This is a genomic window from Xanthomonas sp. F4, from assembly GCF_011761895.1.
The window spans coordinates 1-26679 of the sequence record NZ_JAASQX010000003.1; the positions used below are offsets into that span (position 1 = coordinate 1).

A 26679-nucleotide genomic window follows, 5' to 3' on the forward strand; every position below is an offset into this window, starting at 1 on the left:
CAAGCTCCTGCACCTCGCCTATGGCGTCCTCAAATCGGGCACCGCGTTCGACCCGAAAAGGGGCCTTGCCTGCTAGGGGGTAAGACGGTATCTACGAGTGCGTTGTCGTGGCTGGAGGTCTGCTCCAATCGCGGAAGGAAACGGGAAAATCCGATCTCGTATCCGTCACCGCAACACAGGCGCCGATCACCCCGCGCCGCGCACGACTTGGCATCAACGCACCGTCCGCGGCAACAGCTCCAACCCCTGGATCTCGCGGATCCCCAGCCCCGGCGCCTCGCCAATCCGGATCTGCGCCTCGTCGAACTGCACCCCGCCGACCACCGGATCGAAGGCTCCCAGCGACGGCCCATCCAGGTCCACCTTGGTGATGACGTCCGCGCGCGCCACCGCCAGGTGCGCTGCCGCGGCCACGCCGATGCTGGATTCGAGCATGCAGCCGATCATGCACGGCACGCCGTACACCGCGGCGATGTCGGCGATGCGCAGCGCGTTGGACAGGCCGCCGGCCTTGACCAGCTTGATGTTGACGATGTCCGCCGCGCGCCGCTGCAGCAGCGCGATCGCCTGCGCCGGCGAGAACACGCTTTCGTCGGCCATCACCGGGGTCTGTATCCGCTCGGTCACGTACTGCAGGCCGTCGATGTCGCCGGCCTTGACCGGCTGCTCCAACAGTTCCAGCGTCACCCCGGCGCGCTCCAGCGCGTGCATCGCCTGCACCGCCTGCTTCGGCGTCCAGCCCTGGTTGGCGTCCAGTCGCAGCTGCGCGCGCTCGCCGACCGCGGCATGGATCGCCTTGACCCGCGCGATGTCCTCGACGACGTCGGTGCCGATCTTGATCTTCAGCGCCACGAAGCCGCGCGCCAGCGCCGACAGCGCGTCGGCCACCATCGTGTCCACGGCATTCACGCTGATGGTGAGGTCGGTGGTCAGCTGCGGGGTGCCGCCGCCGAGCAGGCGGTACAGCGGTGCGCCATGCTGCTGCGCCCACAGGTCGTGCACGGCGATCTCCATCGCCGCCTTGGCGCTGCTGTTGTGTTCCAGCGCGCCCTGGATCAGGCCACGCAGGCGCTGCAGGTCGGCGATGTCCTCGCCGATCAGCCGCGGCGCCAGGCAGCGTTCGATCGCCGCGATGATCGAACCGTGCGTGTCGCCGGTGATCGGCGGGGTGGCTGGGGCGCTGCCGTGGCCGATCCGGCCGTCGTCGGTGTGGACCATGACCACCACGTCCTCGATCGCCTGCACGGTGCGCAGCGCGGTCTTGAACGGGGTCTTCAGCGGCACGCGCAGCATGCCCAGGCGGATCTCGGTGATCTTCATTCGGTCGTGGGCGCGCGTAGGCGCTGGATGCGGGTGATGCGGTCGATGAAGGGCGTGCCGTCGCCGAGCAGCAGCGGCTCCAGCGGCGTCACCGACACGCCGTTGAGGCGCACGCGCTGCACCTGCCCGGCGGCGTCGCGGTAGCTGGCGCCGGCCACGTCGTGGATCACCCAGGTCTGGCCGTCTTCGTGGCCGATCACCAGCATCACGTGGCCGGGGATGTAGACCAGGTCGCCCACCCGTAGTTGCGCCAGCGCCTGCTGCCGCTGCGGCAGCGGGTCGGTCGCGACGTAGGGCACCGAAGCCAGGCTGGGACTGCGTGCCTGGTCGCCGGTGTTGCGCGGCAGGTCGATACCCAGGCTGCGGTGGAGGTCGACGACGAAGCCACTGCAGTCGCGTGCGTCGTAACTGTTGCCCCAACCGTAGCGTTCGCCGAGGAACTTGAAGGCCTGCTGCAGCAGCGACTGCGGCGTGGCGGGCAGCGGTGCCTCGGCGACGTCGGCACTGCGCGGTACCAGCGCGGGTACCAACTGCAGGCGTCCGTCGCGGTCGCGCAGCGGCAACTGCACCACGTAGGCGGCCAGCGGCGACTGGCCGTTGACCACCTGTTGCGGCGGCCAGTCGCGCAGCAGCGGCAGGGAACTGCCCATGTCCAGCGCCACCTGCGAGGCCGCCGGTTGTTCCGGGGTGAACACGGTGGACGCGCGTGCGCCGGTGACCAGCAGCCGCGGCGTGCGCTGCGCGTACGCCAGCACACTGGCGCGGTCGCTCTCGGCGACGCGGTCGCGGGCGATCCAGGCGGCGTAGTTGTGCGCCAGCACGAACAGCCATTGTCCATCGGCGCTGGCGTGCAGGATCGCCACCGCGCTGCCTGGATACAACGCCGATTCCTGGAAGCGGTCGATATCGCGATCGTCGCGGTCGCTGAACACGCGCTCGGCGGTCGGGAAGCGCCGCAGGTCGGCGCGTTGCACCACCAGCGCGTAGCGCGGCTGCACCTGCGCCGGCAGCGCATCCAGCGCCAGCGCGCGCTGCAGCGCCTGCAGGCGCGCGGCGTCGAGCACAGCGCCTTGGGTGTCGTAGAGCGTGCGTGTCGGCGGTGCCGACAGCGCCAGGATCTGCGCACGGACCTGCGCGGCGGACAGTTGCGCCGGCAGTGCGGCCAGGTCGTGCATCGACGGATCGTCGCGCAGCAGGTGGGCATTGAACGCGGCGCGCTGCGTCGCCTCCAACAGCGGAGGCGACGCCGCCGGCAGCTGGGCGATCCAGTGCTCGGCCTGCAATTGCGCCGGCTGCGCCTGCAGCGGCATGGCGTCGCTGGCGCGTGCCGTGGCGATGGCGCCGCTCGCCGCCGCGGCGAGCAACAGGCACAGGCCGCGCATCGTGATCATGGGATCCCACTGTCTGGAAAGAAGGCCGGCGCGTACCGCGCCGACGCCAGGATCTTCGATTCCCGGTTTTTTCCTGTCAAGGCGCTGCGTTGACAGGTTTTGCGAGCGCGTGTTACATCCGAATGCACAGGGGGCGCGTGGCGATGGCGCTGGGGAACGTGCAAGCACCGCACGGCAGCGCCGCGTCCGCTCGGCAACATGCAGGAACCCGCAACACGATGGCCGCGTGCCGTGCACGCGTCATCGCCGTGTGCGTGGACGCCAGGGACAGGCGCTCGGCCGTGGCCGCGCCCGCGGCGTTCGCGCCATTCATCCGCGCCATGCAGGAGAGCCGCGTGCCCATGCGAATCGTTCGTCCTTTTCCCTTGCGTCCCGTGCGCGTGGCGCTGGCCGCGCTGACGACGCTGGCCGCGGCCGTGTCGGCGGCGGCAGCAGCGCAGGAACAGGCGGCGACGCCGCGCGATCTCGATGCCGTGCTGGTCACCGGTTCGCGCATCGCCCGCGCGCAGGTGGAAGGCCCGGCGCCGGTCACCGTCATCACCGCCGAGGACATCCGCAAGCAGGGCTTCGGTACGGTGTGGGAATCGCTGGGCACGCTGACCCAGTTCAGCGGCAGCACCTTCAACGAAAGCGACCAGACCGGCAGTTCGCCAAACGGCCAGTACCTCAACCTGCGCGGGCTGGGGCCGGGCTACCAGCTGATCCTGCTCAATGGCAAGCGCATGGCCGACTACCCGCAACCCTACGGCGCCAACGGCACCGCGGTCAGCCTGGGCAGCATTCCGGCGGCGGCGGTGGAGCGCATCGAGGTGATGAGCGGCGGCGCCTCGGCCATCTACGGCTCCGACGCGGTCGCCGGCGTGGTCAACATCATCACCAAGCGCGATTTCCAGGGCGACAGCCTGCGCGTGCGCGCCGGCACCACCACCCGTGGCGGCGGCGATAGCGGGCAACTGCAGTGGACCGGCGGGCGCCGCGGCGACGGCTGGAGTTTCACCTACGCCTTCGAGCGGCTGGATCGCGAACCCATCGTCGCCCGCCAGCGCGGCTTCATGGATTCCTACGACGACCATCCGGCCAACAAGGCCGATCCCAGCTCGCCCAATGTGTCCATCTCCGGCGTCTACCTGCGCCGCGGCAACACCTATCTGTGGCCGCAGGCGGGCACGCTGTCGACCTCGCCACAGGCGCTGGCGGCGGCCTGCACCGCGACCAATCCGGCGTTCCGTCCGTACCGCACCAGCGACAGCCTGCCCGCGGCCAACCGCTGCGGCGCGTTCGACTACTACGCCGGGCGCTCGGTGCAGAACGGCTACGGCAAGACCTCTGCCTACCTGGCCGGCGATGCCGAGCTCGGCCAGGACGTCGTCGCCTACGCGCAACTGCTGGCCAATCGCTCGCAGGACAAGAGTTCCAGCCAGACCCACTACTACATCGGCGAGGGCGCGTTCACCACCTACGATCCGGACCTGGGGCTGGTCACCGCGCAGCGCATCTTCCTGCCGGACGAGGTCGGCGGCATCAAGACCATCGACTACGACGAGCGCAGCTGGAACCTCAACGCCGGCGTACGCGGCAAGGCCTTCGACGGACGTTTCGACTGGGATGCCAGCGTGTCGCTGTCGCGCTACGACATCACCACCCGGCGCCCGCGCTTCCTCACCAACGCGGTGCGCGACTATTACCTCGGGCCGCTGCTGGGCTATCGCCCGGACGGTACCGAGATCCGCCGCGTGCGCACGGACCGGCTGTTCGCGTCCGGCAGCCCCGACTTGTACCAGCAGCTCACCACCGAGGTGGTCAGCCGCGGCGAATCTGCCACCGACCAGGCCCAGTTCGTGGTCAGCGGCGACCTGTTCGCGGTGCCGGCGGGCATGGTGCAGATCGCCACCGTGCTGGAGGCGGCACGGCAGACCTACGACCTGCAGCCCGATCCGCGCACCACCGTCGACTACACCGGCAGCGAGCGCATCTACAACCTCACCCAGACCCCCGGCGGCGGCCCGCGCAAGCGCTACGCCGCCGGTCTGGAACTGCGTGTGCCGATCGCCAGCCGGCTCAGCGCCACCCTGGCCGCGCGCTACGACGCCTACGACGACATCACCGCGGTCGATGGCGCGGCCACCTGGCAGGCCGGCCTGGAGTGGCGTCCGTTCGACACCCTGCTGCTGCGCGGCAGCCACGCCACCAGCTTCCGCGCGCCGGACCTGCTGTGGATCTACGCCGGCACCAGCGCCAATAACCCCACCGTGGTCGACGAATACCTGTGCCGCCGCGACGGCCTGGATCCGTTGTCGGCGGCCTGCGCGAGCGCGCACGAGTACCAGACCTTCTCCACCCAGGCGTCCAATCCGTCGCTGCGCGAGGAGACCGGCAAGTCGACCACGCTCGGCGCGGTGTGGGACGTGCTGCCGTCGCTGTCGCTGAGCCTGGATTACTACCGCATCGAACTGAAGGGTCGGGTCGAGGCCATTTCCAGCGAAACCCTGCTGGAGAACAACGCCAACTGCCTGCTCGGCCGCGACCGCGCCGGCGCCGCGGTGGACACCGCCTCGGCCGCCTGCCGGTTCTACCTGGATGCGGTCACGCGCAGCCCCGGCACCGACCTGACCAGCGAAGGCCAGATCACCGCGTTCAAGACCTTCCCCATCAACCAGTCGCTGATGCGCACCGACGGCATCGACGCCAGCCTGCGCTACGACCTCGACCTCGGCGCCTGGGGCACGCTCGGTCTGCAGGCCGGCCTGACCCGGGTGCTGCGGATGGAGGTGGCGCAGTTCGCCGGTGCGCGCCCGGTGGACGTGATGAACGACGTCGACTATCTGGCGTTCCGCACGCGCAGCAACTGGCGTGCGAACTGGAGCCGCGGCGACTGGTCGGCCAGCGTGTACGGCTACCGCTACGGCTCGCGGCCCGACTACGCCGAGCGTGGCCGGGTGGCGCCGTATTTGGTGTGGAACGTCGACCTCGCCAAGCAGATCACCGACAAGGCCACCGTCGGCCTGAGCGTGCTCAACCTGTTCGACGCGCTGCACCCGCGCGACGACACCTACACCACCTGGCCGTACTTCCCGCGCGTGTACAGCGCGATCGGTCGGCAGTGGTACGTCAACTTCAACTACCGCTTCTGAGCGCGCGCGTGGCCGTCGATGCGCGCTTGCACGCCGCCGCCGCGCCGATTGCGTACGCTTGTGCGTCCCCGACCAGGAAGTGTCCATGACCCGCGTTCCCGTGCCGTCCCTGTCCGCCGTGCGCCGGCTGCTGTTGCTGGCCACGCTCGCGTTGCTCGGGGCCTGCGCGCACGCGCCGCAGCGCAATCCGCTGGCCACCTGGGTGCCGTCGCCGAACTACGACGCGCGCCGGCCGATCCTGATCGTCATCCACTACACCGACCAGCACTCGGTGCAGCAGAGCCTGGACACGCTGCGCTCGCACAACAGCAAGGGCAAGGTCAGCGCGCACTACCTGATCGGCCGCGACGGCACGCGCTACCAACTGGTCGCCGACCTGGACCGCGCCTGGCATGGCGGCGCCGGGCGCTGGGGTAGCATCACCGACATCAATTCCGCCTCGATCGGCATCGAACTGGACAACGACGGCAAGACCCCGTTCGCGCAGGAACAGATCGCCAGCCTGCTGGTCCTGCTCGAGGACCTGTGCACGCGCTTGCGCATCCCGCGCAGCCAGGTGGTCGGGCACGAAGACTTCGCGCCCTCGCGCAAGGTCGACCCGGGCCCGCTGTTCCCGTGGAAGCGACTGGCCGAGGCCGGCTTCGGCCGCTGGCCGGCCGACGACACGCCGCCGGCGCCGCCCGGCTTCGACCCGTGGCAGGCGCTGGCGTTGATCGGCTATCCGGTCGACGACCGCGCCGCCACCCTGCGCGCCTTCCATCACCACTACCGCGGCAACGACGCCACCGCCTTCGACGACGAAGACCTGCGCATCCTGTACGCGCTGACCCAGCCGCTGCTGGCGCGGCCGCAGCCGGTCCCGGCGATGGAACCGGACGCGTCCTGAGCCAGCGCGGTGTGGCGCCAGCGTCGGTCGCGGCGGCGGACACGCCTGTCACCTGGCGCCGCCGCGGTTCTTGGTAGCATCGCGCGCCAACGGACTCCAAAGGACGCAGTGCGATGAGGCGAGGAACCACGGCCCTGTGGGCGGCAACCTTCCTGCTGTTGGGCGGGTGCAAGGACAAGGCCGCCGATGCGCCGGCCGCGGCGCAGACCCCGGCGACCGCGAGCGCGCCCGCAACCGCAGCGCCTGCCGAGGCGAGCGCCGCGGCACAGCCGGCCGCCGCCGAGGTGCCGGCGCCGGGTCAGGTGCTGGCCGACATCTACGGCGCCAAGGGCGACGGCTCGGCCTCCTACGCCATCGACAACGGCGCGGTGGCCAGCTTCTGGTACGGCTACCGCTTCGACCTCGGCGGCAAGCAGTACTACACCGGTTTCGCCGATGCCACCGGCGGCAAGTACGACAAGCCCGGGAACCCGGCCGGCGACCAGGACGTGCCCGACCCGGCGGCCACCGTCAGCATCGGCCAAGCCACCTACGTACTCGACAGCGCCGGCGGCAAGCCGACCTGGACCCTGTTCCACGCGCAGCGCTGGGCCGGCGATTTCGGGTCCGACGGCAAGGCCGACACCCTGGACGAACAGCGCAAGCCGCAGAGCACCGCCACCCAGGACGGCCACCTGCTGCTGGCGCTGCCGACCACCCGCTTCGCCGACGGCATCACCAGTGCCGGCTTCGCGATCTTCACCTTCGACCCGAACAAGAACGACCTGGGCGACTACAAGGGCTGGGTCTACCTGGGCACGGTCGTCGCCGGCGAGGACAACAGCGCCGCCTGCGACGACCAGGGCACCATGAAGTGCGCCACCAGCACTGGCACGCTGAGCTTCGTGCCGCCGGCCAGCGGCAGCGTGCCGTCGCTGCGGGTGGCCCTGCAGGGCACGGTGGTGGAGGGGCCGGGCAAGGTCCGCACGCTGGGTCCCGCCGACGCCGTCACCTATACCTACGACCCCGCCAAGCAACAGTACACCCCGCCGCTGGACCGCTGAACGGACGGCGCGGGGACGTGACGCGGCCCGGGCGGGCAGGTGGTTTCGGGCATTGAACCTGGTTTAAGATGCGCCCCACGGGGCCTGATGATCAGGCGAGTCATTCGCGAGCGGCATGGGATGCTGCACTCGCCCGAAATGCCGGCGTGGATTGCCGGCGTGCGGTTCGCCATGCGCGACCGCCATCACCGCCCCTGCTCGGGGCCGGCGTGTTACGTCACCTTGTTCCGTCCGAAACCGCGCCTGCGGGGAGTGTTCGCGCTCCGCATCAGGCGTCGCGTCCGCGTCGTGCCTCGCCCATGCCTGGGCGGAAGCGGCGGCGGGGTGCGTCGGGACGCGCAGGTGGGTTCTTCCGGCTTCTTCACCGAATACAGGATGTTCTGGACATGTCGAACGACAACAAGCGCGCCGCTCCCGAAATGCCACCCGATGCGGGCAGCGTGCTGTACCTGATCTACGGCTGGGACGGCGATGGCGCCGTGTCCTACGAGATCGACAACGGCGCCGTGGTGAATTTCTGGGGCGGCCGGCATTTCGAACTGGACGGCAAGCGGTACTACACCGGTTTCAGTTATGCCACGCCGGGCCAGTACGGCATCGACGATGCGGAAACCTTCCCGAACCCGGGCGAGGGCGTTTCGCTCGGCGCCGCCACCTTCCAGCTGACCACCCCGGGCGGCGAGCGGCCGTGGATGGTGCTGCATGCGCAGCGCTACGTCGGCAGCTTCGGCGCCTATGCGCGTGCCGATGCGTTCGATACCACGCGCCCCCCGCAGCAGCATGCGCTCGGCGATGGCCGGTTGCTGCTGGCCGTGCCCACCACCCGCTTCGGCACCGGCATCACCGAGGCCGGCTTCGCGTTGTTCGTGTTCGATCCGAACCGGCACGACCTCGGCGATTACCGTAGCTGGGTCTATTGCGGCACGGTGGCGGCCGGCGAGGACAACGAGGCGGCCAGCGACCCGGACGGCGTGGTGCCGCACGTGTCCAGCACCGGCACCCTGGAATTCCAGGCGGTGCCCGGCCAGCGCATGCCGGCGCTGCGGGTGGCGCTGCACGGCACCGCGATCGCCGGTCCTGGCCGCGCGCGCCTGCTCGATGGCAGTGACGTGCTCCGGTACGCCTATGACCCCGATAGCGGCCAATACCAGCCGGCGCCCGACGCATGACCCGACGGCGCGCGGCGGCGCGCCGGTGGACGCAGCACCCGATGTTCCGCAGTACGCAATCGTTCTGTTGACCGCGCACTAACAAGCTCATGGACGAGCTCGGTTGACCCAGGCGGCCGCGATGGCCGTACCTCAACCTCAAGGAGTTACACGAGATGGCACGCGATACCACCAAGGCAGAGAATCTCGACATCATCGAGCGGGAAGCCAGGCAGCGGCAGATTCCGGTCGACGATTTCATGCGCTTCGCCTACATCGAAACCGGCGGCCGCTTCGACGAGCAGGCCAGTCGCGGTCCCAACAGCGCCAAGGGCCTGTTCCAGTTCACGCCCGGCGCCGCCAGCGCCTACGGCATCCGTGGCCGCGAACTCGACGCGGTGGCCAACACCGATGCCGCCGCGCGCATGTACCAGGACAACCGCAACAGCCTGACCCGCCAGCACGAGCGCGACGGCCGCGCCTACCTGTCCGGCAAGCCGCAGCCCGATGGCCTGGACATGTACATGGCGCACCAGCAGGGCGCCGGTGGCTACCGCTCGATCCAGGCCGCGATCGCCACCGGCCACTTCGAGCTCAAGGGCACCCGCGCCAACATCCTCAACAACGTGCCCGGCGAGAAGGACGCGCAGGGCGCGCGCCAGTTCCAGGCCTACACCGGCACCTCGCTGGCCGACTTCAAGAAGCTGTCCGACCAGGATATGGCCAAGGCTTTCGTGAAGTACTGGGACGCCAAGTACGACCACATCGCGATTCCGGAAAAGGGCATCAAGCCGATCGCCGAGGGCCAGGCTGCGCCGGCGCCCGCGCGCACGCCGGCAGCGGACGGCGGCAAGCAGGGCGGCCACGACGGCATCGCGCTGACCGCCGCCTACGATCTGGGCGTCAAGCACGACGACGTGCAGTACGCGATCAACGTCAAGAGCAGCAGGTACTACCACCCCGGCGTGGACGGCAAGCATCTGTCGCAGGGCTACATCGACTGTTCCGGCTGGGTGACCGAGCTGCAGAACGCGACGATGAACGAGATCAACCGCAAGGCCGGCCGCGACGTGTTCACCCAGAAGGACATGCTGGTGCAGGGCATGTCCGGCTCCGGCGAGATCGTCAAGAAGGCCTTCGACAGCTCCGGCGTGCTGCTGCAGGGCAAGGACGTGTTCAAGCCCGGCGCGCTGAAGGAAGGCATGGTCATCGGCGTGGATTCGGGCAAGACCGCGCACGAGCACTGGAAGGGCATCGACCACATCATGATGGTCGTGCGCGATCCCAAGAGCGGCGAGCTGCTGGTCAGCCAGTCCACCGGCAGCAAGGGCGTCAACACCATGCCGCTGGACGACTACCTGGCCACGCACCACAACGCCAAGCTGTTCGCCTCCGATCCGCTGGCCAAGGGCCGCGACCTGCTGCAGGACCGCCAGCAGACCCAGGCACAGACGCAGGGCACGCAGGAACCGCGCACGGCGCTGAAGCCGGGCGAGCAGGGCGCCGACGTCAAGGCGATGCAGCAACGGCTGATCGAACTGGGCGTCAAGGACGACCAGGGCAAGCTGCTCAGCGGCACCGGCTACTACGGCGAGCGCACCCAGCAGGTGGTCGCCAACCTGCAGCGCGAGAAGGGCCTGGCGCCCACCGGCATCGCCGACAAGGCGACCCTGGAGGCGATCGCCAGGCAGCCCGCGCCGGCCAAGGCCGATGCGGCGGCACTGGCCGACAACCCGCTGTACAAGCAGGCCATGGAGCACCTGCAGAAGCAGGGGCCCAACGGCGGCTTCAAGAGCGCCGAAGAGATGCAGCGCGTCGCCGGCCAGGTCGCGTTCGAGGCCAAGGTGAGCGGCATGCAGCGCATCGACGACCTGGTGCTCAGCGGCGACCGCCGCGGCCTGATCGCCGTGCAGCGCAATCCCGACAATCCGCACGACGTCAATCGCGCCTACGTGGACAAGCAGCAGGCCGCGTCGGTGCCGCTGGAGCGCAGCCAGCAGCAACTGGCCGCCGAAACCCAGCGGCAAGCGCAGGAACAGCCGCAGCAGCCGGATCCACAGCGCGAGAAGACCCAGGCGCCGCGCTGACCGGTGTGTGCGGCAACGGCCGCCGTCGCGCACGTTGCGGCGGTGGTCGTGCATGGTGATGGCGGCGGCCACTGCCGTACATGCGCCGGCGCGACATTGCCCAACGCCAGCCCAACGCGATCACCCACCATCGCGGCGTGCGATGGACAGCGTGCGCAATGATCGCTTAGAACCTCGCCTTTCCGCTCGCGCTAACGACAAGGACGCAATCCGACCATGGCCATCGCCAAGGCTTTCCAACGCTCTTCCCTGCTGCTGCTGTGCGTGGCCACTGCCGCCTGCAGTGCGCCGTCCTCCACGCCCAGCCAGGCGCAGGCACCGGCCGCTCCGGCTGCGGACGCCGCTACCGCGGCATCCCCTGCCGCCCCCCACGATGCCGGCACCCAGGCCGATGCGGGCACGGCCGCGCCGGCCGCATCCGCTGCGGCGCCGAACCCTTCCACCGCTTCAGGAGATTCCCCCGTGCTGCGACCGTCCTACGACACCTGCATCACCGCCGCCGGCGGCGCCACCCCGGCGATGCTGCAGTGCATTTCCGACGAACACGCCTACCAGGACCAGCGCCTCAACGCCGCCTACAAGGCGGCGATGGCCAAGCTCGGCGAGACCGAGCAGCACGCGCTGCGCGAGCGGCAGCGCAAGTGGATCGCCGAGCGCGACGAGAAGTGCGTCGCCGATCCGGACGGTGGCCAGGCCGAGCGTGTGGATGCGGCCGAGTGCCGCTTGGAAATGACCGCGCGCCGCGCCGACGAACTCGAATCGCACTGATTCACCCCTGTATTGAACCCCGACGCGCGGCGTTTTCCACGCCGCGCGTCCAGCCAAGGAGATAGCGATGAGCGACAAGGATTGGGAACTGGGCCAGACCTCCAAGCATTACGAGACCGGCGGCCGCGGCGCGTCGACCGTGTCCTCCGGCGTCGACGACCCGGGCGGCGTGTCCTACGGCTCGTACCAGATGACCTCGCAGACGACGACCCGTGAGGGCAAGGTCATCAACGGCGGCACCGTCGCCGCCTTCGTCAAGGACAGCAAGTACAGCGACGACTTCGCCGGCCTCAAGCCGGGTTCGGACGCGTTCAGCGCCAAGTGGAAGGACCTGGCCAAGACCGACCCCGGCTTCGGCCAGGAACAGCACGACTACATCAAGCGCACCCACTTCGACAAACTGGTCGACCGGCTCAAGGACAAGGGCATGGACCTGTCCGACCGCGGCCCCGCGGTGCAGGACGCGATGTGGAGCACCGCGGTCCAGTACGGCCCCGGCAGCGACAAGAAGCCGGGCGGCTCCGGCGTGTTCCTGCGTGCGATGGAAGAAAAGTTCGGCAAGCAGGCCGACCTGTCGAAGATTTCCGACAAGGAGATCGTCAGCGCGGTGCAGGACTACAAGGCCGAGCACGTCAAGGAGCTGTTCCCGCGCGTGCACAAGCAGAAGACCCTGGATTCGCTGGAGAACCGCGCCGAGAACGAGAAGGCCGACCTGCTCAAGCTGGCCGACCTCGGCAAGACCGTGGCCAAGCCTGGCGAGCAGCGCGACGGGCACGCGGCGCCGAAGCCGCACGACGGCCAGCGCGAGCCGGCCGCGCATGGCGGCGTGCTCGCGCGCAATGCGCAGGGCGAGGCGGTGAAGGGCTTGCAGGAAAAGCTGGCCACGCTCGGCTACCTGGAGGCCAAGGATGCGATCGGCACCTACGGCCCGAAGACCGAAGCGGCGGTGGAGAAGTTCCAGCAGGACCAGCACCTGAAGGGCGTGGACGGCAAGGCCGGCCCGGAGACGCTGGCCGCGATTGACCGCAGCGTGCAGCGGCAGCAGGGCGTGGAGCAGTTGCGGCGCGACAGCCCGCTGTTCGACCAGGCGGTCGCGCAGCTGGAAAAGCATGGCCCCAACGGTGGCTACGGCGACCGCGAGTCCATGCAGCGTGCGGCCGGGCAGTTGGCGTTCGAGGCCAAGGTCAGCGGCATGTCGCGCATCGACGACCTGGTCGCCAGCACCGATGGCCGTGGCATGATCGCGGTGCAGCGCAACCCGGAGAACGCGCACGACGTGCATCGCGCCTATGTCGATCGCCAGCAGGCGGCGACCGTGCCGCTGGAGCAGAGCCAGCAGCAACTGGCGGCCGAGACCCAGCGCCAGGCCCAGGAGCGGCAGGTGCAGGACCAGCAGCGCACCCAGACCCAGGCGCAGGCGCCCGGACGCTGACGCGCGCTGTGCAGGGCGGTCATCGGCATGCGCCGGTGGCCGCCGCGCATCGCGTGGTTCGCAGATCGTGCATCGACGGCTGCGTGTTGTGGCAGGACAGCGGCGACGGCCATGGCCTATGCTGCGCACATGCCGCATGACCGCCGCTCCCGCCACCGCTGTGCCTCGCGCCCCTGGCGCCGGCATGGCGCACTGCGCGCGGTAGGCCTGGCGCTCGCCCTCCTCGTCGCGCCCGTCGCGCTCGCCGCGGAACCGACCACCTCGCCGGCGACCACGCCGGCGCAGGCAGGACTGGTCGATGTGCACACGCTGGCGCCGGACATCGCGATGGACATTCGCTACGCCGGCCACGACAACTTCACCGGGCGTCCGGTGCCGGGTTACGACGCGCCCAAGTGCTATCTGCTGGCGCCGGCGGCGAAGGCCTTGGCGCAGGTGCAACGCGACCTGCGGGCCAAGGGCTACCGCCTGCAGGTGTTCGACTGCTACCGGCCGCAGCGATCGGTGCGCGCCTTCGTCGCCTGGGCGCGCGATCCGCAGGATCAGGTCGCCAAGGCGCGCTACTACCCCAAGCTGGAAAAAAGCGTGTTGTTGGGCGACTACATCGCCGAGCACTCCGGCCACAGCCGCGGCGCCACCGTCGACCTGGGTCTGCTGGACTGCCGCCAGGGCGCCTGCCGCGCGCTGGACATGGGCACCGGCTTCGATTTCTTCGATCCCAGCGCGCACACCGACACGCCGGCCATCGACGCCACCCAGCGCGCGCATCGTCAGCAACTGCTGAAAGCGATGGCGGCGCGCGGCTTCGTCAACTATCCGATGGAATGGTGGCACTACACCTTCCAGCCCGAGCCCAGCCCCGGCGTCGCCTTCGACGTGCCGGTGCGCTAGCGGCGCGCCACCCTCGCCACGGACCACGCATGACCGGCACGCACCAGTTCGTCGACCTGCAATGCCCTTACTGCGGCGAATGGATCGATGTCGCGCTGGATCCGTCGGTGGACGTGCAGCAGTACGTCGAGGACTGCCAGGTGTGCTGCAAGCCGATGCTGATGACGGTGCGCTGGGACGAGGACGGTGCGCCAGTGGTGAGCGCGATCGCCGAAAACGCCAGTTGATCTGCGCGCCGGCTTGGCGCACCGCACGCCGAGGCGCGACACGCTCTAGACTTGCGTCCCTGCCGACCGAGGAATCCCGATGAACCTGCCGCTGCATTTCGGCCTGCTGGGCTCGCTGGAAGCCGGGCTGATCGCATTGGCGGTCGGCTTCCTGGTGTATGCGCTGTGGCAGTGGCTGGGCCGGCGGCTGGGCTGGTCCGAGGGCCAGCAACTGGGCGGCGCGTGCCTGATCGCGGTGGCGGTGTCGGCCGGCATCGACTGCTGGAACCTGTTCTACACCAGCATCGTGCGCCTGGAGTCGCCGCTGTACGCGCGCATCGCCCTGTCCACCATCCACGATCCGGACGAACTGGGCTCGCGCGTGGTGCTGGAAGTGGCCGGCGCGCTGTCCGGCGTGGCCCTGGCGTGGATCGTATTCAGGGCGCGTTCAAGCGAAAACGCCGGCGACGGCGGTCACGAAACACGCTGAAACAGACGTTTTCTTTCTGCAATCCAAACGTCTCGAATGGACGCCTTACTGCGTGCTCACCAATCCCTAACCAGTGCGGTAGCGCGCTGCGTCGGCGCCGTGGTTAACGATCCGTTTTGCGGCAATTTTCGACAGGGAATGGATTCAGTCTGAGACCGGCACGGTAGCGCCGTGTTCCGGAATCGACCGGACATGTCACACCGAGAGAGCCAAGGAGAATCCACCCATGAACATTCGCACCCGCACCCCGCTGATCGGTACCGCCGCCATTCTCGCCGCCGCACTGGCCCTGCCGGCGTTCGCCCAGGACGCGCAGGCCGATGCCGCCGCGCAGGCGCAGACGCAGTCGTCGACCAGCGCCACCGGCCAGAGTGGGCAGGCCGGCGCGGCCTCGGGCGGCGGCCAGACCTGGGCCGACGTCGACGCCGACAAGGACGGCGCCATCAGCAAGCAGGAGGCGCAGGTCAACGCCGGCCTCAGCCAGATCTTCGCGCAGGCCGACGCCGACCATGACGGCAAGCTGACGCCGGACGAGTACAAGGCCTACGTCGCCAAGCAGCAGGGCGGCGCGGCGACCGGCAGCGACAGCAACGGCGGCCAGTAACGGGAGCGGTACCGGCATTGGCGGTTGCGTGGCGATGAGCACGCAACCGCCTCGCCGGGACCGAACCTCTGGTGCATCACCCGGGCGTCGTTTTGCAGCCAGACGCTCCACCACGACGGCGGCCCATGGCCGCCGTCGTGCGTTGTGCGGTGGAGCAGCGTGTCGGCTGCGGTCGGGACGCGCTGCTATGCTTGGCCGATGATGCCGACGCCCACTGCTTTGCGCGCTTCTCCCATCGCCCTGGTCGGTTTCGACGGCGACGACACCTTGTGGAAGAGCGAGGACTATTACCGCGATGCCGAAGCCGCGTTCGAAGCCATCCTCGGCCAGTATCTGGACCTGCAGGACGCCCGCACCCTGCAGCATCTGCTGGCGGTGGAGCGCCGCAACCTAGCGGTGTTCGGTTATGGCGCGAAGGGCATGACCCTGTCGATGATCGAGGCGGCAATCGAACTGACCGACGCCCGCATCGCCGCGCGCGATCTGCAGCGCATCGTCGAGATCGGCCGCGCCACCCTGCAGCATCCGGTGGAGGTGATCGCCGGTGTGCGCGAGGCGGTGGCGGCGATCGCCGCCGAGTTCGAGATCGTGCTGATCACCAAGGGCGACCTGTTCCACCAGGAAGCCAAGATCGAACAATCCGGCCTGGGCGACCTGTTCCCGCGCATCGAGGTGGTGTCGGAGAAGGATCCGAAGACCTACGCCAAGGTGCTGTCCGAATTCGGCATCGGCGCCGAGCGCTTCGTGATGATCGGCAACTCGCTGCGGTCGGACGTGGAGCCGGTGATCGCGCTCGGCGGCTGGGGCATCCACACGCCGTACACCACCACTTGGGCGCACGAGGCCGAGCACGGCCTGTCCGCCGACGAACCGCGCCTGCGCGAAGTGGCCGCGGCCGCGGACTGGCCGCAGGCGGTGGCGGATCTCAACTGGCATGCGGCGAGCCTGCTGCAGGGTTGAGCGAATCGCCAAGGGTGCCGATGTGCCCGGCCTGGGTTTGTTTCGTAAGAGCGGCTTCAGCCGCGACACCGCCGAGGCCGCAGTGCACGCACTCATCGGCTGTTCTCCTTGCTCACCGCGCTGACAGTTCCCGTCGTCTCCGGCAGAATCGACCCATGCGCCTATTTCCGTCTCCTGCCGGTCTGCTCGTGTGCGCCGCGCTGTGTGCTGCCGGTCCGGCCCTGGCGCAGGATGCGGCGGTGCCCGCGCGCGCAGCTACTGCCGACGCCACGGACGCCGCCCCGGTGGAGGTGCCCGGCACCGACGATGCCTGGATCGATCGCCAGTTGCTGGACATCGACCGCTACGCCGCGCGCTACCCCGACAGCTTCCTCGACGAGGTTGCGCGCTACGCGCAGATGCCGCACGGCTATGCCGAGGTCCTGCTGCGCGAGCGCCACTGGCCGCCGCGCGATGTCTATGTCGCCGCGTTTCTGGCCAAGGCCGTGGGGCGGCCGTACCGCGAGGTGGTGCGCGCACGCACGGCCGCCGGCGCGCCGGCCGGCTGGGCGGCGGTGGCGACCGGACTGGACGCGCCGCCCGGCTCACTGGCCTACCGCACGCTGCGTCACGCCATTGTCGCCAGCTACGACCACTGGGACCGCCCGATCGTGCTGGATGCGCTGTTGCGCCGGCAACTGGGCGACCGCGCCGCACGCGACCGGGCCGCGGAGCAGCCCCAGGACGGGGCTACGCGTTCGCAATAGGCCCACGGCAGTGCGACGGCACCGCCGCCGCCTGGACTCACGTCCACGTCGTGCGCATCCCTGCACTGCCACGCGCGGCGAGTGAGGATGCAGGCTTCACCAGCGGCGTGCTCCAACGCCAACCGGAGGCCTAGCCCCTCTCCCTCCGGGAGAGGGGTTGGGGTGAGGGTCGGGCGCGAAGCACCTCACGCAGTGTGGGTGCACGAGGCTGCGCCCGTACCCTCATCCGCCCCTGCGGGGCACCTTCTCCCGGCGGGAGAAGGAGATAGCGGTGCTGTCCGCGCGCATAAAGAATTGCTGATGCTCAAGCCCCTCTCCCCCCGGGAGAGGGGTTGGGGTGAGGGTCGGGCGCGCAGCGCCTCACGCAGTGTGGGAGCACGAGGCTGCGCCCGTCCCCTCATCCGCCCCTGCGGGGCACCTTCTCCCGGCGGGAGAAGGAGACAGCGGTGTCGTCCGCGCGCATAAAGAATCGCTGATGCTCACGCCCCTCTCCCTCCGGGAGAGGGGTTGGGGTGAGGGTCGGGCGCGCAGCGCCTCACGCAGTGTGGGTGCCCGAGGCTGCGCCCGTCCCCTCATCCGCCCCTGCGAGGCACCTTCTCCCGGCGGGAGAAGGAGACAGCGGTGCCGGCCATTCCCGTGCCGTACCGGTATGCGCCGCCGCCCATTCATCCACACTGGCCGCGCCGCCGCCGCGGCGCGAGAATAGGCGTTCTGCCGGTCCTGCTGCCGGCGCCATTGCCGCTCCGGACCGCCCGATGACCAACGCCTTCGTTTCGCCCGACGCTATCCGCAGCCTGTTCGCGCAGGCCATGTCCGACATGTACCGCACCGAGGTGCCGCTGTACGGCACGCTGATGGAACTGGTGGCGCAGGTCAATGCGCAGACCCTGGCCGCCGACCCGGCGCTGGAGGCGCAGCTGCAGCGCAACGACGAACGCGCGCGCCTGGACCAGGAGCGGCATGGCGCGATCCGCGTCGGCACCGCCGAGGAACTGGCCACGCTGCGCCGCCTGTTCGCGGTGATGGGCATGGCGCCGGTGGGCTATTACGACCTGTCGGTGGCCGGCGTGCCGGTGCACTCCACCGCATTCCGCCCGCTGGATGCGGCGGCGCTGGCGCGCAACCCGTTCCGCGTGTTCACCTCGCTGCTGCGGCTGGAGCTGATCGAGGACCCGGCGCTGCGCGAACAGGCGGCGCAGATCCTGGCCAAGCGGCGCATCTTCACCGACGGCGCCCTTGAATTGATCGCGCAGTGCGAACGCGACGGTGGCCTGGCCGAGGCCGACGCGCAGCGCTTCGTCGCCGAGGCGCTGGAGACCTTCCGCTGGCACAGCGACGCGACCGTGAGCCTGCCGACCTACCGTGCGCTGAGCGAGGCGCACAAGCTGATCGCCGACGTGGTCAGCTTCCACGGCCCGCACATCAACCACCTGACCCCGCGCACCCTGGACATCGACGCGGCGCAGGCGGAGATGCTGCGCCGGGGCATCGACGCCAAGGCGGTGATCGAAGGCCCGCCGCGCCGCGCCTGCCCGATCCTGCTGCGCCAGACCAGCTTCAAGGCGCTGGAGGAAACCGTGCGTTTCCCCGCAGGCGCGGACGGCGCCGAGGCTGGCAACCACACCGCGCGGTTCGGCGAGATCGAACAGCGCGGCCTGGCCCTGACGCCGAAGGGTCGCGCGCTGTACGACGCACTGCTGGAGCGCGCCCGCGCGGCCGAGGGCAGCGCCGGTGCCGACTACGCCACGCGCCTGCAGGCCGCCTTCGCCGACTTCCCCGACGACTACGCCACCCTGCGCCGCGAGGGGCTGGGCTATTTCCGTTACGCACTCACCGACGCCGGTCGCGCCGCCGGCGCCGCCGCCCTGGCCGGCAAGCCGGCCGAAGCGCTGATCGCCGACGGCCTGGCCAGCGCCGACCCGATCGTCTACGAGGATTTCCTGCCGGTCAGCGCCGCGGGCATCTTCCAGTCCAACCTCGGCGGCGGCGAACAGCGCGCCTACGCCGCCCACGCCAACCGCGCCGCGTTCGAACAGGCGCTGGGCGCGACGGTGCACGACGAGTTCGCCATCTACGCCGGCATCGAACGCGATTCGCTGCAGGCGCTGGCGGGTTGAAGCGGGGATTGGGAAGTGGGGATTGGGGAATCGCAACAGCGGTTTCCCATCGTCGTGTCCCTACACGCACACGACCGATGTGGCGGTGCACCGTGAGAGGGACTTCAGTCCCGACGGTGTCCGAAGACGGTAGTGCTCACGCCACCGCGCGTCGCGGCTGAAGCCGTCCCACGAGAGGGCGGTCGGCGGGGCGGGTGCATTGTGGGAGGGACTTCAGTCCCGACTGCATCCGAAGTCGGCCAATGCTCGCAGCACCGCGTGTCGCGGCTGAAGCCGCTCCTACAGGGCCACGGTCGGTGTGGCGGGTGCAATGTGGGAGGGACTTCAGTCCCGACGGCATCCGAAGACAAACATGCTCACACCACCGCGCATCGCGGCCGAAGCGGCTCCTGCACGCGATGCATGCCAAGCCGTGCACCGCGCGATACCGCCTAGCCACCGGCGCAGCGTCTGCTTGCGCGCGACCCTTGGCCGCGCAGCCCATCGAACCCGGCTTACCCCGCGTAACGCGCCTTGAGCATGGCGTAGGCCGAGCGCAGCGCCAGCGCTTCGCCGCCGGCGGGGCGGCCGGGGCGGTCGCTGTCGTTCCAGGCGTACACGTCCAGGTGCGCCCACGCCTGCCGCGCCGGCACGAAGCGCTCCAGGTACAGGGCGGCGGTGACCGCGCCGGCCATGCGCGAGCCGGCATTGGCCAGGTCGGCGACCGAACTGGTGAGGTAGCGCAGGTAAGGACGCCACAGCGGCATGCGCCAGACCGGGTCGCGGGTGCGCTCGCCGGCGGCGATCCAGGCCTGCGCCAGCGTGTCGTCGTTGCTGAACAGTGCCGGCAGGTCCGGGCCCAGGGCGATGCGCGCGGCGCCGGTCAGGGTGGCGAAATCCAGGATCGCGTCGGGGCGCTGCTCGCTGGCATAGGCCAGCGCATCGCACAGCACCAGGCGGCCTTCGGCGTCGGTGTTGTCGATCTCCACGCTGGTGCCCTGGCGCGTGGCGATGACCTCGCCGGGGCGGAACGCGTTCGGACCGACCGCATTCTCCACCGCCGGCAGCAGCACGGTCAGCCGCAGCGGCAGGCGCTGCGCCATCACCAGCCCGGCCAGTGCCAGTGCGTGCGCGGCGCCGCCCATGTCCTTCTTCATGTTGCGCATGCCGTCGGCCGGTTTCAGGTCCAGGCCGCCGGTGTCGAAGCACACGCCCTTGCCGACCAGGGCCACGTGCGGATGCGCTTCTTCGCCCCAGCGCAGCACCAGCAGCCGCGGCGCGCGGTGCGAGGCGCGGCCGACCGCGTGGATCGCCGGGAAGTTCTGCTCCAGCAGCGCATCGCCGACGATGCTCTCGAACTGCGCGCCGTGTTCCTGCGCGATCGCGCGCGCGGCCTCTTCCAGTTGCTCCGGCCCCATGTGCTCGGTCGGCGTGTTGACCCAGTCGCGCACGCGCAGGCTGGCGGCGATCAGGTCGCGCACTTCCGCCTGCGGCGTGGCCAACAACTGCGCCGGCAGTCGCGGCGGTTGCTTGTAGCGGGCGAAGCGGTAGCTGCCCAGGCCCCAGCCCAGGTGCAGCGCCGCCAGCGCATCGGTGTCCAGCGCAGTCTCCAACCGCCAGGTGCTGCCGGCTGGCAGCGCGTACGGAGCATGCGCATAGGCATAGGCATCGCCGCGATCGCCGACGCCCAGCACCGCAGCGGCTACGCCGTCGGCGCCCGGCAGCAGCAACACGCTGCCCGGTGTGACCATGAATTGCTGGGTGTCCATCCACGCCACCCAGGCCGGCGATTGTGCCGCGCGCCATTCGGCCAGGTGTTCGCGGTCGAGCACGTACAGCGGCAGCGCGTGGGAAGAGGCGTCGGTGAAGCCGGTCGGCAGGGACATCAGCGGATCCTTGGAAGAGAGAGGTGGCCGGCGGGCCAGTACGCGCGGGTCAGGCGCGCGCGAAGGCCGGCTGGGTCGTGTCCAGCCAGTCGGCCAGGCCGGTGAGGGTGTCGAAGTGCAGGTCGGGCGGGATCTGCGGATGCCAGGCCTGCGCGTCGCGGTTGATCCAGCAACCGCGCAGGCCGGCCTGCATCGCACCGACTACGTCGATCTCGATGTGGTCGCCCACGTGCAGCACCTGCGCGCAGGGCAGGCCCAGGCGTGCGCAGGCAGCGCGGAAAATGCCCGGGTCGGGCTTGGCCGCGCCGTGCTCGCGGGCACTGAGCTGGAAGGCGAAATGCCGGTCCAGGCCGATCGTGGCCAGGTCGGCATTGCCGTTGCTCAGCGCCACCACCGGCACGCGCGCGGCGATGCGCTCCAGCGCGGCGATGCTGTCCGGATAGCACTCCACCTGGTTGCGCGCGGCATGGAACACCGCGTATGCCGGTTCCAGCAAGGCCGGGTCGGCCCCGCTCTCGTGCAGCGCGCGGCGCAGGGTCAGCCGGCGCAGTTCGCTGAGGTCGTGGTGCAGGTGCGGATGCGCGGCGAACACCTCTTCGCGCAACTGCCGCATCGCCGCGACCGGGAAGCGCGCGGCTGTGGCCGGACTATGCTGCAGCAGCCAGTCGTGCAGCACCTGTTCGATGCGCGCGCCGATCGGCGCGAACGGCCATAGCGTGTCGTCCAGATCCAGCGTGATCGCGCGGACGGGGAAGGAGGGCATGGAAGTCACCGGCGCATTTTACGCCAAGCGCTGATACCCCTGCGCCCCACGCCCGGTAGACAGCACGCGCGCTTGCGCTAATCCCCAATCCCGACTCCCCAATCCCAGCCTCACTCCAGCAACCGCGCCCAGCGCTGCATGCCCTCCACCCGCGCCAGCACCATCTTGATGCACACCAGCAGCGGCACCGCCAGCAGCAGGCCGATCATGCCCCACAGCCAGCCGAACAGCATCAGCGCCAGGATCAGCATCAGCGGCGAGATCGCCATGCGCCGGCCGAGCACGATCGGCGTCACCACCTGGCCTTCCAGGGTGTGCAGGCCCAGGTACAGGATCGCCGGCAGCGACGCGCTCAGCGGATCGCGGAAGGCGACGAAGCCCATCAGCAGCATCAGTATCGCGCCGATCAGCGGCCCCACGTATGGCGCGAAGTTCAGCAGCGCCACCACCGTGCCCCACAGCAGCGCTTCCTGCGGCGCGATGCCCAGCAGGATCAGGATGCCGGCGAAGACCAGGCCGACCAGCGTATTGATCACGGTGATGGTCAGCACGTAGCGCGAGACCTCGCGTTCGATCGAGCGCAGGATCTCGGTGGTGAACTTCTGTTGCTGGCGACTGGGCAGCAACGCGATCGCGTGGCGTTGCAGGTTCTCGCCGAACACCATGAAGAAGAACGTCAGCAGCACCACCGCCAGCGCCGAGGCGGCCAGCCGCGGGGTTCGCACCAGCGCCTTGTACGGGTCGTCCATCTGCGTGCGGATCACCTGCACGCGGCGCCCGCTCTCGCCGCCGGCGGCGCGGGCGAAGTTCTCCGCGGCCTGGTTGGCCTGCTGCATCGGCTTGGTCAGGTCGCGCACCTGGGTGGCGAGGTGGCGCAGCTGCGCCGGCGCCTGCTGCGCCCACTCGGCGGCGGGCCCGGCCAGTTGCACGGTCAGTGTCGTCGCCACCGCCATGCCCGACAGCAGCACCAGCAGCGCGGCCAGGAAGCGCGGCAGATACAGCCGTTGCAGCACGCGCAGGATCGGATTGCCGACCAGGGCGAAGAAGGCGGAGAGCAGAATTGGCAGGATCACGTCCTGCGCCGCCCACAGCGTGTAGCAGACCGCCAGCGTGGCCAGGACCACCAGCGAGACCGGTCCGCGCGGGCGCGGGGCGGGCGGCGGCGGCAGGGCGCCGTGCGGCGCGTCGTCGGCGACGGCCGCGGGATCGGGAACTGTACTCATCGGACCTGCGATGCAGTGGCCTCGGCGCGCGCTGCAGGGCACGCGCCGAACGGCGTCGAAAAGGAAACGAAGTGTAGGCCGGATCGTGGCCGGCGCGATATCAAGGCCGCGTGGCCGCCGCGTGCGTGCGGCGTGGCGGCCGAATGCCATCACCCGCGCGCATCCGCGGGAAACTCAGGGCCGGCCCTGACGCTCGGACAGATCGGTGGCCGCTTCGGCGGCGGCGGGCTGCCCGGGGCGCGAGGCCATCGGCGGCCGCGGCGGCTGCGGGCGGGCAGCGGGCGGGGGAACGGGTGCGGCGGGGGGCGGTGCCTGTGTGGCGGCGTCCACGGCCGCGTCCTGCGCGGTGTCTGCGGCCTCCTCGGCATCGTCGGAGGCGCGTTCGGCGTCATCCGAGGCGCTCTTGGCCGTCGTCGCATTGATCAGACTGGAGACGGCGCTGAGCATTTGCAGCCAGCGTGCGCCGCCGAGCTTGCCGACCACGGCGGCCGGTTCGGCGCGCCCGACCAGGAAGCCGGTGCCCAGACCGACGATCACGATCCGCCACGGCGTCCAGCCTTCGCGCCAGACCTGCTGGAGGGTCGCCCAATGCGTGCGCACCTGCTCCTGGCGTCCTTCCAGCACCGATTCGGCGCGGGCGATGCGGTGCTGCAATTGCCGCAGGGTCATGACCTGGCCTCGCGCTTGGCGACATCCTCGTCGCCGTCCTCGTCGTCGCCGCCGATGCCCAGCTTGGCCAGCTGGCGGCGGGTGGCGTCGAGCTTGCTCATGTCGAAGTAGCGCAGCGCCTGCCACGCACCGAGCGCGGTGACCACCAGGCTGAAGGCGGCGGTCGCCGAGATCGACGCCAGCCACGACCAGCCCATGCGCTGCAGCAGGGCGATCATCGCGCCCATCAGCAGCATCCACGCCGAGGCGCCGAACGCCACCGATACGGTCAGCCACACCAGCGCCCGCGCCAGTGCGGCACGGGCCAGGGCCAGATCCGCGGCCACCAGCTTGCGCAACGCGCGGCCGGTGTCCAGGGTGGCGTTGAGTCCTTCGCGCCCGGCGGTGCCGAACGCGCGGAAGGATTCCTCCAACGACGGTGCCGCCGCGGCGTCTGCCGCGGCGCCGTCGGCGCGGGCCTGCTCTTCGCTCACGCGCGGCTTACTTGTCGCCGCCGCTGCGCGCCAGCTTGGCGATGATCCAGCCGGTGGCGAAGGCCACGCCGAACGAGGCCAGCGGGCGCTCGCGGATCAGCTCGGCGGCGCTGTCGATCAGGTCGCGGCCCTTGTCCAGCAGCACGTCCACCTGCTCCTTCGCCGCCGCGCCGCCGAACTCGGCGGCCGCCAGCCCGGACAGGGCGCTGTCGGACAGCTCGGCCTTGACGTTGGCCTTGCCCAGTTTCAGTTCCTCGCCGGCGGCACCGGCAGCGCCCTTGATCGCCTCGCCGGCGTAGCTGGCCGCGGACTTCAGGTGCGAACCGGCTTCGCTCAGGTTGTCCTTGAGGTTCTCGGTATTGGTCGGGCTGGCATTCATGGGCATGTCTCCTCTGGGGTTTGGGGGCCTGCCGTCCGCCAATGCGGACGCTGCGCAGAACGGGGGCGACACAAATACCATCGGCGGGGTGTACGGGGTGTTAGCTCGCCGCCGCAGGCGATGCGCCATAGTGTCGGCGCTCGCCGGCGAGCGGCCAAGAGCGGCCAGCAAAACGACTGCGCGGCCACCAGACGGGCAGCTGCTCGCCACGTTTTGTTGGCCACCCTAATGTCCCGGAGGAATCGCGATGCGCGCCTACGGCAATCGAAGCGGCCACGCGGGAGTGGTCGCCTACGACAGCGGCCCGGACTGGATCGTGCTGCGCTTCGCCGACGGCGCCACCTACCGCTACGACGGCCATCATCCCGGCCTGCTCCACGTCGTGGAGATGCAGCGCCTGGCCGCGGCCGGGCGCGGCCTCACTACCTATCTAAACCAGCACGTGCGCGACGACTACGCCGCGCGCCTGGCATGAGCGCGGCGGGTTACTGCATGACCAGGTCGGCCTGCGCGCCGCCGCGGACTACACGCAGCACCAACTGTGCCGGCTTGCGCGCGAAGTTGGCGCGGTAGCTGGCCAGGTCGGCGAACTCGCCGACCGAGGCGGCCACCACGATGTCGCCGCCGGCCAGGCCGTTGCGCGCCGCGCGGCTGCCGCGCGCCACGTTGCCGATCAGCACGCCGGAAATGCCGGACTGGCGCAGCGATTCGGGCAGGTCGGTGAAGGTGGCGCCGCTGAGCCGTGGGTCCAGCGACTCGCCGCTGATCGCGCGCGGCTGTTCCTTGAGCGTGGCCTTGAGCTGCAGCGGCTTGCCGTCGCGGCGCACGTCCAGGGTCACGGTGCTGCCGACCGGCTGCAAGCCCTCGTAGTTGTGCAGCGCCTCGGCGCTGTCCAGGCGCTCGCCGTTGGCGCCGGTGATCACATCGCCCGGCTGCAGCCCGGCGGCGGCGGCCGCCGACCCGGCCAGCACCCGCGTCACCAGCGCGCCGCGCGGCGCCGACAGGCCCAGGCCCTGCGCCATCTGCGTGGTCAGGTTCTGCGTCTCGATGCCGAAGGTGCCGCGGATCATCACCCCGTTGTTCTTGATCAACTGGTCGACCACCGCGCGCGCCAGGTTCGACGGGATCGCCAGGCCCAGGCCGATGTTGCCGGCCATGCTGCCCTGCGGGTTGAAGCTGGCGGTGTTGATGCCGACCAGTTCGCCGCGCAGGTCCACCAGCGCGCCGCCGGAGTTGCCCGGGTTGATCGAGGCGTCGGTCTGGATGAAGTTCTGGTAGCCCAGGCCGCGGATGCCGTTGCGGCCCATCGCCGAGACGATGCCGGAGGTGACGGTCTGGGTGAAGCCGAACGGGTTGCCGATGGCGGCGACGAAATCGCCCACGCGCAGCTTGTCGCTGTCGCCCAGGCGGATCTCGGTGAGGTTGTCGGCCTTGATCCGGATCAGCGCGATGTCGGTGTCCGCGTCCGAGCCCATGAACTCGGCCTTGAAGCTGCGCCCGTCGGCCAGGGTCACCTGCACGTCGTCGGCGTTCTCCACCACGTGGTGGTTGGTCAGCACGTAGCCGTTCTTCGCATCGATGATCACGCCCGAACCCAGCGACTCGTTGATGCGCTCCTGCGGGATGTCCGGGAACAGGCGGCGCAGGATCGGGTCGTTGAAGAACGGATTGCGCACCCGCACGACCTGCTTGGTGTTGATGCTCACCACCGCGGGCATCACCTTCTGCAGCATCGGCGCCAGCGACGGCAGCGGCTCGCCGGCCACCGCCGACGGCAGGCGCGCGGCCCCGGACAGCGGCGGCGCCGCCGCGACCGGCGCGGCCTCGGCGCGGTTGTCCAGTTGCGCATTGATCGCGGTGGCGGCGAAACCGCCGAAGGCAGCGGCGGCGGTCAGGGTCAGCAGCGTAGGCAGCGGTCGCATGGGTGGGTTTTCCGGGGAACGCGGGAGACGTGGGGCCAGATGGGCGCGCGTGCGCGTAAATCAAGATGAACGCGCGGCGTTTAACCGCCAGTGAAAGCGCGCCAGCGCGGTCCGCGCAAGGCCAGGCCGGCGCTCCGCGTGCGCAGCAACTTGACGGCATGTGAT

General features: G+C 70.1%; 24 protein-coding genes. 15 read left to right on the forward strand and 9 right to left on the reverse strand.

Annotated elements, in window-relative coordinates; genetic code table 11:
• Nucleotides 1–213: 213 nt before the first annotated feature.
• On the reverse strand, nucleotides 214–1320 hold the full coding sequence (locus tag FHR66_RS12335) for a dipeptide epimerase (protein WP_160970954.1): 1107 nt from the start codon (nucleotides 1318–1320) through the stop codon (nucleotides 214–216).
• Nucleotides 1317–2711 (reverse strand): SH3 domain-containing protein, encoded by a 1395-nt coding sequence (locus tag FHR66_RS12340; protein ID WP_160970956.1) that lies wholly within the window; start codon nucleotides 2709–2711, stop codon nucleotides 1317–1319. The genes FHR66_RS12335 and FHR66_RS12340 overlap by 4 nt, the downstream gene beginning before the upstream one ends.
• Before the next feature lie 341 nt (nucleotides 2712–3052).
• Here FHR66_RS12340 and FHR66_RS12350 point away from each other — a divergent pair, with 341 nt between their 5' ends.
• From FHR66_RS12350 to hglS, 14 genes are all read left to right on the forward strand, one after another.
• A complete protein-coding gene (locus FHR66_RS12350; RefSeq protein ID WP_160970974.1) occupies nucleotides 3053–5842 on the forward strand; it encodes a TonB-dependent receptor plug domain-containing protein in 2790 nt (929 codons plus the stop codon).
• A gap of 85 nt (nucleotides 5843–5927) precedes the next feature.
• A complete protein-coding gene (locus FHR66_RS12355) occupies nucleotides 5928–6728 on the forward strand; it encodes an N-acetylmuramoyl-L-alanine amidase (RefSeq protein WP_160970958.1) in 801 nt (266 codons plus the stop codon).
• A 113-nt stretch (nucleotides 6729–6841) separates the two neighbouring features.
• The gene (locus FHR66_RS12360; RefSeq protein WP_160970960.1) at nucleotides 6842–7771 is read left to right on the forward strand and encodes a hypothetical protein; all 930 of its coding nucleotides are present in this window, start codon (nucleotides 6842–6844) and stop codon (nucleotides 7769–7771) included.
• Between the two features lie 386 nt (nucleotides 7772–8157).
• Nucleotides 8158–8940: a hypothetical protein gene (locus FHR66_RS12365; protein ID WP_160970962.1), complete on the forward strand. Its 783-nt coding sequence runs from the start codon at nucleotides 8158–8160 to the stop codon at nucleotides 8938–8940.
• A gap of 155 nt (nucleotides 8941–9095) precedes the next feature.
• Nucleotides 9096–11006, forward strand: a complete 1911-nt coding sequence (locus FHR66_RS12370) for a peptidoglycan-binding domain-containing protein (RefSeq protein WP_160970964.1) — start codon at nucleotides 9096–9098, stop codon at nucleotides 11004–11006.
• A gap of 216 nt (nucleotides 11007–11222) precedes the next feature.
• Nucleotides 11223–11774, forward strand: coding sequence for a lysozyme inhibitor LprI family protein (locus FHR66_RS21095; protein ID WP_237475481.1), 552 nt, complete (start codon nucleotides 11223–11225; stop codon nucleotides 11772–11774).
• 67 nt (nucleotides 11775–11841) lie between these two features.
• Entirely contained in the window at nucleotides 11842–13206 is a 1365-nt protein-coding gene (locus FHR66_RS12380; protein WP_160970966.1) for a peptidoglycan-binding domain-containing protein, read from the forward strand.
• Nucleotides 13207–13335: 129 nt separating this feature from the next.
• Nucleotides 13336–14097 carry a M15 family metallopeptidase gene (locus FHR66_RS12385; protein WP_237475482.1) on the forward strand — a complete coding sequence of 254 codons (762 nt, stop codon included), beginning with the start codon at nucleotides 13336–13338 and terminating at the stop codon, nucleotides 14095–14097.
• Nucleotides 14098–14126: 29 nt separating this feature from the next.
• Nucleotides 14127–14324 (forward strand): CPXCG motif-containing cysteine-rich protein, encoded by a 198-nt coding sequence (locus FHR66_RS12390; protein WP_010340161.1) that lies wholly within the window; start codon nucleotides 14127–14129, stop codon nucleotides 14322–14324.
• A gap of 79 nt (nucleotides 14325–14403) precedes the next feature.
• Nucleotides 14404–14793 (forward strand): hypothetical protein, encoded by a 390-nt coding sequence (locus tag FHR66_RS12395; RefSeq protein WP_160970968.1) that lies wholly within the window; start codon nucleotides 14404–14406, stop codon nucleotides 14791–14793.
• Between the two features lie 226 nt (nucleotides 14794–15019).
• Nucleotides 15020–15397 carry an EF-hand domain-containing protein gene (locus tag FHR66_RS12400; protein ID WP_160970970.1) on the forward strand — a complete coding sequence of 126 codons (378 nt, stop codon included), beginning with the start codon at nucleotides 15020–15022 and terminating at the stop codon, nucleotides 15395–15397.
• A gap of 201 nt (nucleotides 15398–15598) precedes the next feature.
• Nucleotides 15599–16357 carry an HAD family hydrolase gene (locus tag FHR66_RS12405; RefSeq protein ID WP_160971093.1) on the forward strand — a complete coding sequence of 253 codons (759 nt, stop codon included), beginning with the start codon at nucleotides 15599–15601 and terminating at the stop codon, nucleotides 16355–16357.
• A 155-nt stretch (nucleotides 16358–16512) separates the two neighbouring features.
• Nucleotides 16513–17103 carry a hypothetical protein gene (locus FHR66_RS12410; protein WP_202395015.1) on the forward strand — a complete coding sequence of 197 codons (591 nt, stop codon included), beginning with the start codon at nucleotides 16513–16515 and terminating at the stop codon, nucleotides 17101–17103.
• 755 nt (nucleotides 17104–17858) lie between these two features.
• On the forward strand, nucleotides 17859–19220 hold the full coding sequence (hglS, locus tag FHR66_RS12415) for a 2-oxoadipate dioxygenase/decarboxylase HglS (protein ID WP_160971089.1): 1362 nt from the start codon (nucleotides 17859–17861) through the stop codon (nucleotides 19218–19220).
• 494 nt (nucleotides 19221–19714) lie between these two features.
• Here the strand turns inward: hglS and FHR66_RS12420 are convergent, their stop codons facing one another.
• From FHR66_RS12420 to FHR66_RS12445, 6 genes are all read right to left on the reverse strand, one after another.
• Nucleotides 19715–21085: a M17 family metallopeptidase gene (locus FHR66_RS12420; protein ID WP_167087834.1), complete on the reverse strand. Its 1371-nt coding sequence runs from the start codon at nucleotides 21083–21085 to the stop codon at nucleotides 19715–19717.
• 49 nt (nucleotides 21086–21134) lie between these two features.
• On the reverse strand, nucleotides 21135–21848 hold the full coding sequence (locus tag FHR66_RS12425) for an HAD family hydrolase (protein WP_160971097.1): 714 nt from the start codon (nucleotides 21846–21848) through the stop codon (nucleotides 21135–21137).
• A gap of 110 nt (nucleotides 21849–21958) precedes the next feature.
• Complete coding sequence (locus FHR66_RS12430) at nucleotides 21959–23071, reverse strand: AI-2E family transporter (RefSeq protein WP_160971099.1); 1113 nt, start codon at nucleotides 23069–23071, stop codon at nucleotides 21959–21961.
• A gap of 174 nt (nucleotides 23072–23245) precedes the next feature.
• Nucleotides 23246–23740 (reverse strand): hypothetical protein, encoded by a 495-nt coding sequence (locus FHR66_RS12435; RefSeq protein ID WP_167087836.1) that lies wholly within the window; start codon nucleotides 23738–23740, stop codon nucleotides 23246–23248.
• Nucleotides 23737–24213, reverse strand: a complete 477-nt coding sequence (locus FHR66_RS12440) for a phage holin family protein (RefSeq protein WP_160970158.1) — start codon at nucleotides 24211–24213, stop codon at nucleotides 23737–23739. Before FHR66_RS12440 ends, FHR66_RS12435 begins: the two co-directional genes overlap by 4 nt.
• A 7-nt stretch (nucleotides 24214–24220) precedes the next feature.
• Nucleotides 24221–24592 (reverse strand): hypothetical protein, encoded by a 372-nt coding sequence (locus tag FHR66_RS12445; RefSeq protein WP_160970160.1) that lies wholly within the window; start codon nucleotides 24590–24592, stop codon nucleotides 24221–24223.
• 247 nt (nucleotides 24593–24839) lie between these two features.
• Here FHR66_RS12445 and FHR66_RS12450 point away from each other — a divergent pair, with 247 nt between their 5' ends.
• Nucleotides 24840–25067 carry a hypothetical protein gene (locus FHR66_RS12450; RefSeq protein WP_160970162.1) on the forward strand — a complete coding sequence of 76 codons (228 nt, stop codon included), beginning with the start codon at nucleotides 24840–24842 and terminating at the stop codon, nucleotides 25065–25067.
• A gap of 10 nt (nucleotides 25068–25077) precedes the next feature.
• Here FHR66_RS12450 and FHR66_RS12455 read toward each other — a convergent pair whose 3' ends face one another.
• The gene (locus FHR66_RS12455) at nucleotides 25078–26514 is read right to left on the reverse strand and encodes a Do family serine endopeptidase (RefSeq protein WP_160970164.1); all 1437 of its coding nucleotides are present in this window, start codon (nucleotides 26512–26514) and stop codon (nucleotides 25078–25080) included.
• Between the last annotated feature and the right edge of the window lie 165 nt (nucleotides 26515–26679).

Excerpts from the sequence above, each read along its gene's own strand:
- FHR66_RS12435 (WP_167087836.1), bottom strand. The coding sequence starts at position 23,740 with ATGACCCTGCGGCAATTGCAGCACCGCATCGCCCGCGCCGAATCGGTG.
- FHR66_RS12355 (WP_160970958.1), top strand. The coding sequence starts at position 5,928 with ATGACCCGCGTTCCCGTGCCGTCCCTGTCCGCCGTGCGCCGGCTGCTG.
- hglS (WP_160971089.1), top strand. The coding sequence starts at position 17,859 with ATGACCAACGCCTTCGTTTCGCCCGACGCTATCCGCAGCCTGTTCGCG.
- FHR66_RS12450 (WP_160970162.1), top strand. The coding sequence starts at position 24,840 with ATGCGCGCCTACGGCAATCGAAGCGGCCACGCGGGAGTGGTCGCCTAC.
- FHR66_RS12455 (WP_160970164.1), bottom strand. The coding sequence starts at position 26,514 with ATGCGACCGCTGCCTACGCTGCTGACCCTGACCGCCGCCGCTGCCTTC.
- FHR66_RS12445 (WP_160970160.1), bottom strand. The coding sequence starts at position 24,592 with ATGAATGCCAGCCCGACCAATACCGAGAACCTCAAGGACAACCTGAGC.
- FHR66_RS12390 (WP_010340161.1), top strand. The coding sequence starts at position 14,127 with ATGACCGGCACGCACCAGTTCGTCGACCTGCAATGCCCTTACTGCGGC.
- FHR66_RS12360 (WP_160970960.1), top strand. The coding sequence starts at position 6,842 with ATGAGGCGAGGAACCACGGCCCTGTGGGCGGCAACCTTCCTGCTGTTG.
- FHR66_RS12405 (WP_160971093.1), top strand. The coding sequence starts at position 15,599 with ATGCCGACGCCCACTGCTTTGCGCGCTTCTCCCATCGCCCTGGTCGGT.
- FHR66_RS12340 (WP_160970956.1), bottom strand. The coding sequence starts at position 2,711 with ATGATCACGATGCGCGGCCTGTGCCTGTTGCTCGCCGCGGCGGCGAGC.
- FHR66_RS12380 (WP_160970966.1), top strand. The coding sequence starts at position 11,842 with ATGAGCGACAAGGATTGGGAACTGGGCCAGACCTCCAAGCATTACGAG.
- FHR66_RS12420 (WP_167087834.1), bottom strand. The coding sequence starts at position 21,085 with ATGTCCCTGCCGACCGGCTTCACCGACGCCTCTTCCCACGCGCTGCCG.
- FHR66_RS12430 (WP_160971099.1), bottom strand. The coding sequence starts at position 23,071 with ATGAGTACAGTTCCCGATCCCGCGGCCGTCGCCGACGACGCGCCGCAC.
- FHR66_RS12395 (WP_160970968.1), top strand. The coding sequence starts at position 14,404 with ATGAACCTGCCGCTGCATTTCGGCCTGCTGGGCTCGCTGGAAGCCGGG.
- FHR66_RS12365 (WP_160970962.1), top strand. The coding sequence starts at position 8,158 with ATGTCGAACGACAACAAGCGCGCCGCTCCCGAAATGCCACCCGATGCG.
- FHR66_RS12400 (WP_160970970.1), top strand. The coding sequence starts at position 15,020 with ATGAACATTCGCACCCGCACCCCGCTGATCGGTACCGCCGCCATTCTC.
- FHR66_RS12425 (WP_160971097.1), bottom strand. The coding sequence starts at position 21,848 with ATGCCCTCCTTCCCCGTCCGCGCGATCACGCTGGATCTGGACGACACG.
- FHR66_RS12410 (WP_202395015.1), top strand. The coding sequence starts at position 16,513 with ATGCGCCTATTTCCGTCTCCTGCCGGTCTGCTCGTGTGCGCCGCGCTG.
- FHR66_RS12385 (WP_237475482.1), top strand. The coding sequence starts at position 13,336 with ATGCCGCATGACCGCCGCTCCCGCCACCGCTGTGCCTCGCGCCCCTGG.
- FHR66_RS12350 (WP_160970974.1), top strand. The coding sequence starts at position 3,053 with ATGCGAATCGTTCGTCCTTTTCCCTTGCGTCCCGTGCGCGTGGCGCTG.
- FHR66_RS21095 (WP_237475481.1), top strand. The coding sequence starts at position 11,223 with ATGGCCATCGCCAAGGCTTTCCAACGCTCTTCCCTGCTGCTGCTGTGC.
- FHR66_RS12370 (WP_160970964.1), top strand. The coding sequence starts at position 9,096 with ATGGCACGCGATACCACCAAGGCAGAGAATCTCGACATCATCGAGCGG.
- FHR66_RS12335 (WP_160970954.1), bottom strand. The coding sequence starts at position 1,320 with ATGAAGATCACCGAGATCCGCCTGGGCATGCTGCGCGTGCCGCTGAAG.